General features: G+C 71.6%; 10 protein-coding genes. 4 read left to right on the forward strand and 6 right to left on the reverse strand.

The window, feature by feature from the left end:
- Positions 1–317, forward strand: a 317-nt coding sequence (locus tag H6G32_RS26055) for a WD40 repeat domain-containing protein (protein ID WP_375539821.1), incomplete at its 5' end; no start/stop codon positions are given.
- Between the two features lie 14 nt (positions 318–331).
- Here H6G32_RS26055 and H6G32_RS26060 read toward each other — a convergent pair.
- Positions 332–883, reverse strand: coding sequence for an SMI1/KNR4 family protein (locus tag H6G32_RS26060; protein ID WP_190463614.1), 552 nt, complete (start codon positions 881–883; stop codon positions 332–334).
- 237 nt (positions 884–1,120) lie between these two features.
- On the opposite strand from H6G32_RS26060, the gene H6G32_RS26065 reads away from it, so the two are divergent.
- The gene (locus tag H6G32_RS26065) at positions 1,121–2,044 is read left to right on the forward strand and encodes a transposase family protein (RefSeq protein ID WP_190463617.1); all 924 of its coding nucleotides are present in this window, start codon (positions 1,121–1,123) and stop codon (positions 2,042–2,044) included.
- Positions 2,045–2,079: 35 nt separating this feature from the next.
- On the opposite strand, the gene H6G32_RS26070 is transcribed toward H6G32_RS26065, so the two are convergent.
- From H6G32_RS26070 to H6G32_RS26080, 3 genes are all read right to left on the reverse strand, one after another.
- Positions 2,080–2,757, reverse strand: coding sequence for a hypothetical protein (locus H6G32_RS26070; protein ID WP_190463619.1), 678 nt, complete (start codon positions 2,755–2,757; stop codon positions 2,080–2,082).
- 62 nt (positions 2,758–2,819) lie between these two features.
- Positions 2,820–3,005: a helix-turn-helix domain-containing protein gene (locus H6G32_RS26075; RefSeq protein ID WP_190463621.1), complete on the reverse strand. Its 186-nt coding sequence runs from the start codon at positions 3,003–3,005 to the stop codon at positions 2,820–2,822.
- A 255-nt stretch (positions 3,006–3,260) separates the two neighbouring features.
- On the reverse strand, positions 3,261–3,512 hold the full coding sequence (locus H6G32_RS26080) for a hypothetical protein (RefSeq protein WP_190463624.1): 252 nt from the start codon (positions 3,510–3,512) through the stop codon (positions 3,261–3,263).
- Between the two features lie 850 nt (positions 3,513–4,362).
- Here H6G32_RS26080 and H6G32_RS26085 point away from each other — a divergent pair.
- The gene (locus tag H6G32_RS26085; protein WP_190463625.1) at positions 4,363–5,031 is read left to right on the forward strand and encodes a hypothetical protein; all 669 of its coding nucleotides are present in this window, start codon (positions 4,363–4,365) and stop codon (positions 5,029–5,031) included.
- 36 nt (positions 5,032–5,067) lie between these two features.
- On the forward strand, positions 5,068–5,340 hold the full coding sequence (locus H6G32_RS26090; protein ID WP_190463626.1) for a hypothetical protein: 273 nt from the start codon (positions 5,068–5,070) through the stop codon (positions 5,338–5,340).
- A gap of 90 nt (positions 5,341–5,430) precedes the next feature.
- On the opposite strand, the gene H6G32_RS26095 is transcribed toward H6G32_RS26090, so the two are convergent.
- Together H6G32_RS26095 and H6G32_RS26100 are read right to left on the reverse strand one after the other, a co-directional pair.
- Entirely contained in the window at positions 5,431–5,919 is a 489-nt protein-coding gene (locus H6G32_RS26095; RefSeq protein WP_190463629.1) for a hypothetical protein, read from the reverse strand.
- The coding region (locus H6G32_RS26100; RefSeq protein ID WP_206757984.1) for a hypothetical protein at positions 5,886–6,287 on the reverse strand (402 nt) is incomplete at its 5' end. The genes H6G32_RS26095 and H6G32_RS26100, both read right to left, overlap by 34 nt.

Here is a 6,287-nt window from a genome sequence, read left to right on the forward strand (position 1 = left end):
GGGCGAAGCTGGCGGCGGTCGGCGACAGCGGCTTCGCCCGCGTCTACGAGGCGGCGACCGGGAAGGAACTGGCGTCGTTCAAGGGGCACGGCGGGATCGTGTTCTGCGCCGCGTTCAGCCCCGACGGCGCGACGCTCGTGACCGGCGGCGACGACGGCGTGGTCCGCGTGTGGGATGCCGCAACGGGCCGCCTGCGGGCGGAGTTGAAGGGCCACACCGACTCGGTGCGGGCGGCGGAGTTCGCGCCGGCGGGGCGGCTGCTGTTCACCGCGTCGGCGGACAAGACCGTGCGGGCGTGGGCGCCGCCGATGCGGTAAGTGTCCACCAGCGGTCACGCCTCCCACGGCAGCCGCGCGCCGCGCACGCCGGCCAGCTCCGGGTCGGCTACCAACACGGCGGCCCGATCGAACGGCCACGACCGGTCGCCGAGCTCGCTACGGAACAAGAACCACAGGAACCGCCACAGCCCCGACGCGACCGCGTAGGTCGGCACGCCGTACCCGCCGTCCTGGTACGGGTCGATGAAGTACACCGGCCGCACCGCGTCGGCCGACCGCGTGACGAGGACGTAATAGCACCCGCACCCGTTGCCGCTGACCGGAATCCACCCGCGCTCACGGAACTCCGGTACGGACCCGTACACCGCCTCCGCGTCCACGAACTTGTGGGCCGTGCGGATGCCGTACACGTTGCCGGGGCCGATGCGCGGCCCGTTCGTGAACCGCAGCCACTCCCGCAACTCCGGCGGCACCGGCACCCCGGTGCGGGCCTCGAAGGCATCCATCTCCGCGTCCGTCGTGCCGGGCGGGAGCGCGGCGTCCTCGGGCGGCCGTTCCAGTTCCGCGGCCATCCGCATCACCTCGCGACGAAGCGCCTCGTCCATTGTCCCTCCGCCCGCACCCGCGGCACCGTACTGCCGCACCCCCCAGGGAGCAATCGGGATCCGCAACGAACCGCCCGCTCGCGTCGGTATCACAAAGATTCCTGAATTTGACTCATTGGTTGCGGGAAGGGGTCCCCCCCTCGCCCAGAACCAATAGAGGCGCGCCGCAATAGCCGTGCTCGGCCCGGGATCGTAGCCGGCCCGAGCTCAGGTACACGACCCACGGCGGGCACCCGGATGATCGCGCGCCTCGACCACCTCCGGAAGCACCCGGCCGTGTTCCGCGCCCTGACCGGGCTCACCCCGGCGGTGTTCGACGCCCTCCTGGCGGATGTCCTCCCGGCCCTCGCCGACGCCGACTTCGCCCGCCGCGACCGGCCCGACCGGGACCGGGCCGTCGGGGCCGGGCACCCACCCGGGCTCACCGCCCCGGACCGCCTCCTGCTCGCCGTCGTGTGGCTCCGGGTGTATCCGACCCACGCCGTCCTCGGGTACCTGTTCGGGGTGTCCGAGTCGGCCGCCCGCCGCCTCCTCGGGTGGTCCGTCCCGGTCCTGGCCGCCGCCGGGAAGGACACGATGCGGATGCCCGACCCGGGGAAGTACCAGCGGAAGACCCTCCCGGCCCTGCTGCGGGACACCCCGGGGCTGGCGGTGCTGGTGGACACGTTCGAGCAGCCGACCCACCGGCCGAAGCGGCGGCAGCGGGCCTGGTACTCGGGGAAGAAGAAGCGGCACACGACCAAGACCCAGGTCGGGGTCGATGAGGAGTCCGGGCGGGTGGTCCACGTCCCGCCGAGTGCCCCCGGGCCGAGCAGCGACCTGACCCTGCTCAAGGGGTCCGGGTTGCTGGGCCGGCTGCCGCGGGGGGTGGGGGTGATCGGGGACACGGCGTACCTGGGGATCGGGGCGGCCCGCCCGGACGTGCCGAGTGCGACCCCCCGGCGGAAGCCGAAGGGGAAGCCCCGGCCGGCGGCCGACCGGCGGTACAACCGGGCGGTCGCCCGCCGGCGGGTGGTGGTCGAGCACACCATCCGGCGGTTGCGGGTGTTCCAGGCGCTGGCCCAGGTGAACCGGCACGGGCGGAGGAAGCACGAGGTGCGGGTGCGGGCGGTAGCCGGGTTGGTCAACCGGATGATCGACGCCCGCACGGCTGTCGCCTGATCCGACCCCCGGGAGGGAGCCGAACGCCCCCGCCACTATTGCGGCGGAACTCTAATGAGCTGTTCGCCGACCGTCCTCCCCCCACCTCCTGCCATAATTTCTTTAGGGGACCAGGAGACCAGGGTACGGCCCGTGTCCAGACACGGGGCGTTTTCCTGGTACGGCACCTGTCCAGACAGCGCCTTCTCCTGGCACGGCTCGTGTCCAGACGGCGTCCAGACGGCGTCCAGACGGACCCCGGTGGTGACCTCCTGACCGCCCTGGTACGGCGGTTGTCCAGACAGCGGGAGGAACCGCCCGGCGACCGCGCCGAGAACGCCGGCCCGGACGATGAGCGTCAGCCCGTCGCCTTGGAGGGCGCACTCGGCGTACACGACCCGGTCGCCGAGACGGTTGCGGAGGTCGGGCGGGGCGTTGAACACGACGGCGAGGCCGCTGTCCTGCGCGAGGAAGACGCCGATGCCGTCGGTCGGCTTGCGGAGCCGGGGGTGGAGCGCGTCCTCGAAGGCCGCCCACTGCTCAGGGCGGTTCCCGCGAGGTTCGGCGCCCGTGAAGGGGTGGACGCGCTGGTAGACGACCCGCTGGCCGTCCTTGCGGTTCGACGTCCTCGCCCGCCAGCACGCCCAGGTGTTGAGCGCCTTCAGCTCGGCCGGGATGTTCGAGAAATCGGGGGCCAGCATCTTGCGCGGGCCGCAGTCCGGTGTTAGAATCATCGTAGAGTTTTGGGACGGGCGCCTTCAGCTTGCCGGCGGGGGTGCCCGTTCTTAGTTTGTGGTCAGTTGGCGGTTCGCAGCCCCTGGCGCACGAGGGTCTCGACGTCATCCGGGCGGAACCTCACGACCCCGCCGATGACCACCTTGCGGAGCCAGCCGCGCTCGGCCCAGCGCTCCACGGTGCGGGTCGAGACTTTGCAGACCACAGCCACGTCCTTCTTGCTGAACAGCTTGTCCTCGGCGCTCATCACCAACCTCACACGCGGGGTGGGACGACCGCCGTCGGGGCGTGTCGTCTGCTGACGTTACCCCGGCGCCCCCGCGCAGGACGAAAAGCCAACGTCAGATGATGCGCTAACCCTCTGCGAATCCAAGGGAAAGAAAATCCGGAAAAAGCGAAGTGGGCCTGACTCCGGCTCGTCCCGCGGCCCTCGTCACGTGGATGCACAAGGACCGTGGCGACGAAGGGCGGGCGAGATGCCGCCCTTGCCCGAGGGGCACCCTCACTGGAACAGGACGACGGCGGCGACGCCGAGGAACACGCCGGCCACGATGAAGCCGATGACGGACCCCAGGCAGCCGCTGTGGTAGACCTTCAGCCTCCGCTCGCACGGCCGCAACTGCCCACCGCTCGTCGCGCCGACCGCCGAGCCGATGACGCACCCGGTGACGGCGCCGGTGGAGAGGACCATGACGCAGATGACGACCAGGGCGAGGAAGTAGAAGACGGCGAGGACCAGCAGGATGATGAACATGGTCGGCTCCTCCGCGGTGTCGCAGGAGAGCAGCTCGACAAGGTAACCGCCGAACCGCCCCCGTCCGCAACGAGCACCGGGTGATGCGCGGGACCGGCGCGACGACGGGGCGGGCAGAGGCCACCCCTTGCGGAAGCCTGCCCGCGACCGGGGTGAACCACTTGTCGAGATTCGGGCTGTCGGTCAGGCGACCACTGGACTAAACTGGGACTCGTCAGGAGCCCGTTATGCGTCGCCCCCGCCCACGCCGCCGAACCCGCCGCCGGTCCAACGCCTTCGGGGCTGCGCCACTCGGCTGTGGGGTGCTTGTCCTCGGCTGGTTGTGCCTGTCCGCCTTGGTGGCTGCGGTCAGCCCGAGTAGTAACAGTCGGCCGGCCCCGGCCCCCGTCGCCGCAGTGCCTCCGCAGGCCGCGGCGAAGCAGGAGCCCGCGAAACAGGAGCCCGCGAAACAGGAGCCCGCGAAGCAGACCGCGGTTGCCCCCGACGCTCCAACGGTCCAGAACCGGGACACCGCGGCGGTGGCCCCGACTGCGGCTGCGCCTCCGGCGAACCCAGGCCAGTACGTCCCGCCGGCTTCCGGCGGGGCGAGCTACAGCCCGTCGGGCCGTCCGAAGACCGTCCACGTGCAGGGCTACTACCGGAAGGACGGCACCTACGTCCGCCCCCACGACCGCGCCCCGCCCCGCCGCCGCTGACGACCGCCGGTCCTAGCCCACGCCCCGCCACGTCCCCGGCCGCGACGCGGGCCTGGGTGCTGTCCCGCCAGACGGCACAGTGACGCAGGGGTGAATATTCTTGCGGCCGGCGCCGCCCGGGATTAGGCTCGGTGTCCGACACCCGGAGGAACGCCATGTCCCGCCTCCTCGCGTGGCCATTCGCCCTGGCCCTCGCCGCGACGGCCGCCGCGACCCCGGTCCCGCGGGATGCGCTGCCCACGACGCCCGACCCGGTGTACTACCCGACCCGCGTTGGGGCCAAGCGGGCGATGGGCGTCAACGGCCGGGTCATGAAGACGTACACGGTGACCGTCGCCGACCCCCAGCCGGACGGGAGCGTCCGGGTCTACGAGCAGTCCGAGTCCCGGGGCGTGCCGTTCCCGTTCCAGGAGGTGCTGTCCGTCTCCCCCAAGGGGGTGTTCTGGACGGGCATCGTCCGCAACGAGGACGGGAAGGACATCCGCGACGTCCGGGTGACGCCCAAGTGGGAGCCGGAGTGCCTGGTGCGGCCGGAGAAGGCGAGGTGGGAGTGGTCCCTGCTCGACCCCGCGCGCTTCCCGCAGGCTGGGCGGAGGGTGAGGACGTACGAGGCCGTCGGGGTCGAGAGGGTGGTGGTGCCGGCCGGGACGTTCCGGGCGATGCGGGTCGAGCAGTCGACCCGGGACGAGGCCAACCCCGCGGACTTCCGGCGGACGGCCTGGTACGCACCCGGGGTCGGGGTCGTCCAAACGGCGATTAACGGGCGTACGCTGGAGCAACTCCTGTCGTTCGAGCCCGGCCCCATCCCCGCCAAGGGGCAGTAGTTCTGGACGAGGCCCGACCCGTTCCGAGACACGGCCGTGCCGGCCGGCAACGCCCACGTTGGGGTGGGTGTTTTCCACCCGGGCCGGTACGGTGGCGTGTCGCCCGAGAACGAGGACCACGTCATCGACAACTCGAAGAAAACGAACGCGGCCCGCAAGATGTCCGCCGGCGTCAGCCAGACCAGTAGTACCAAGGCGCGAGCGGGCGCCAAGGGGCCGGTGGCGAACAAGACGGGGGGCGTGAAGCCCACCCGCGGGGTCGTAGGCACGGTCGCCAAGGCGTCGACCAAGCGCCCCGGTGGGCGTTGAGTTAATGGCCCCGGCCGCGGGGGCTGGAACGCCCAGACCCCCAGCACGGCGGACAGTAAGACCATGTGCGGCCGGGGTTGTTCGACTTCGTCAGCCTGCCGGCGCGGGCTTCGCCAGCGGCATCTTCTTCCCGACCTCACCAGCACCCGCTACGCCGCGGTCCGGCAGCGCCCGCAGCGCCGTCGGCGTGGCACGCGGCTGGACGAGCACCCCACCTGCGTCGAAGACTCGGAGGACATTCTGTACATCCTCGCGCACCTCGGGTTCGCGGAGCGGCACACCAGGGTCCGGCCGCGGCTGCTGGAAGACCGCGAACCGACGCGGCTGCTCGACAGCGGGCGGCGGCGATTCGAGTGCGGCGCGGACGGCTCGGGCGAAAGCCCGGGCATCGCTGACCCCGTAGCGTTCGAGGAGAAGCCCACCGTGAGCCTGCGCGGCAGCTTGGATGCGGGTCCAGAGCGCCGACGTGATGCGCACCGGAGTCGAACTCTCGTCGTGCGGAAAACTGAAGATGAGCGTGTCCAGGTCCATGTCGTAGTTCTCGGTCAGGGCGTGATGGATTCGGGGGTCGGCCGACACACGCGGCCGTCAGGAGTTCGGAATCGGTAGAGGGGCGTCGCCGCCCTCGCCCGAAGCAGCGGCCCCAGCAGCGGCGAGCCGCGCGTCTTCGCGGCGTAGAGGAGGCGGCCGAACGTCTCGGCAGTGATGTCCGAGGTCAGCTCGACCGCTGCTTCGCGCGCGAGGTCGATGAGGTCGTCGGCGCTCACCTCGACTGCCGGGCCGCCCAGCGCCCGGATGGTGACCTTCAGCGGTTCGGGCGGCGGGTCGTCCTTCGGGGGCGGCGTCCACGTGCCGTCTGTGTGCGGGACGTCTTCCATCAGGATTTCACGCAGCAGGGCGACCCGGGCGTCGTCGGCGCGGCGGCGGGCCATCACTTCTCCGCGCCG

Origin of the sequence: Cylindrospermum sp. FACHB-282 (assembly GCF_014697195.1) — a bacterium.
Taxonomy (GTDB): Bacteria; Cyanobacteriota; Cyanobacteriia; order Cyanobacteriales; family Nostocaceae; genus Cylindrospermum.

Excerpts from the sequence above, each read along its gene's own strand:
- H6G32_RS26060 (WP_190463614.1), bottom strand. The coding sequence starts at position 883 with ATGGACGAGGCGCTTCGTCGCGAGGTGATGCGGATGGCCGCGGAACTG.
- H6G32_RS26065 (WP_190463617.1), top strand. The coding sequence starts at position 1,121 with ATGATCGCGCGCCTCGACCACCTCCGGAAGCACCCGGCCGTGTTCCGC.
- H6G32_RS26070 (WP_190463619.1), bottom strand. The coding sequence starts at position 2,757 with ATGATTCTAACACCGGACTGCGGCCCGCGCAAGATGCTGGCCCCCGAT.
- H6G32_RS26075 (WP_190463621.1), bottom strand. The coding sequence starts at position 3,005 with ATGAGCGCCGAGGACAAGCTGTTCAGCAAGAAGGACGTGGCTGTGGTC.
- H6G32_RS26080 (WP_190463624.1), bottom strand. The coding sequence starts at position 3,512 with ATGTTCATCATCCTGCTGGTCCTCGCCGTCTTCTACTTCCTCGCCCTG.
- H6G32_RS26085 (WP_190463625.1), top strand. The coding sequence starts at position 4,363 with ATGTCCCGCCTCCTCGCGTGGCCATTCGCCCTGGCCCTCGCCGCGACG.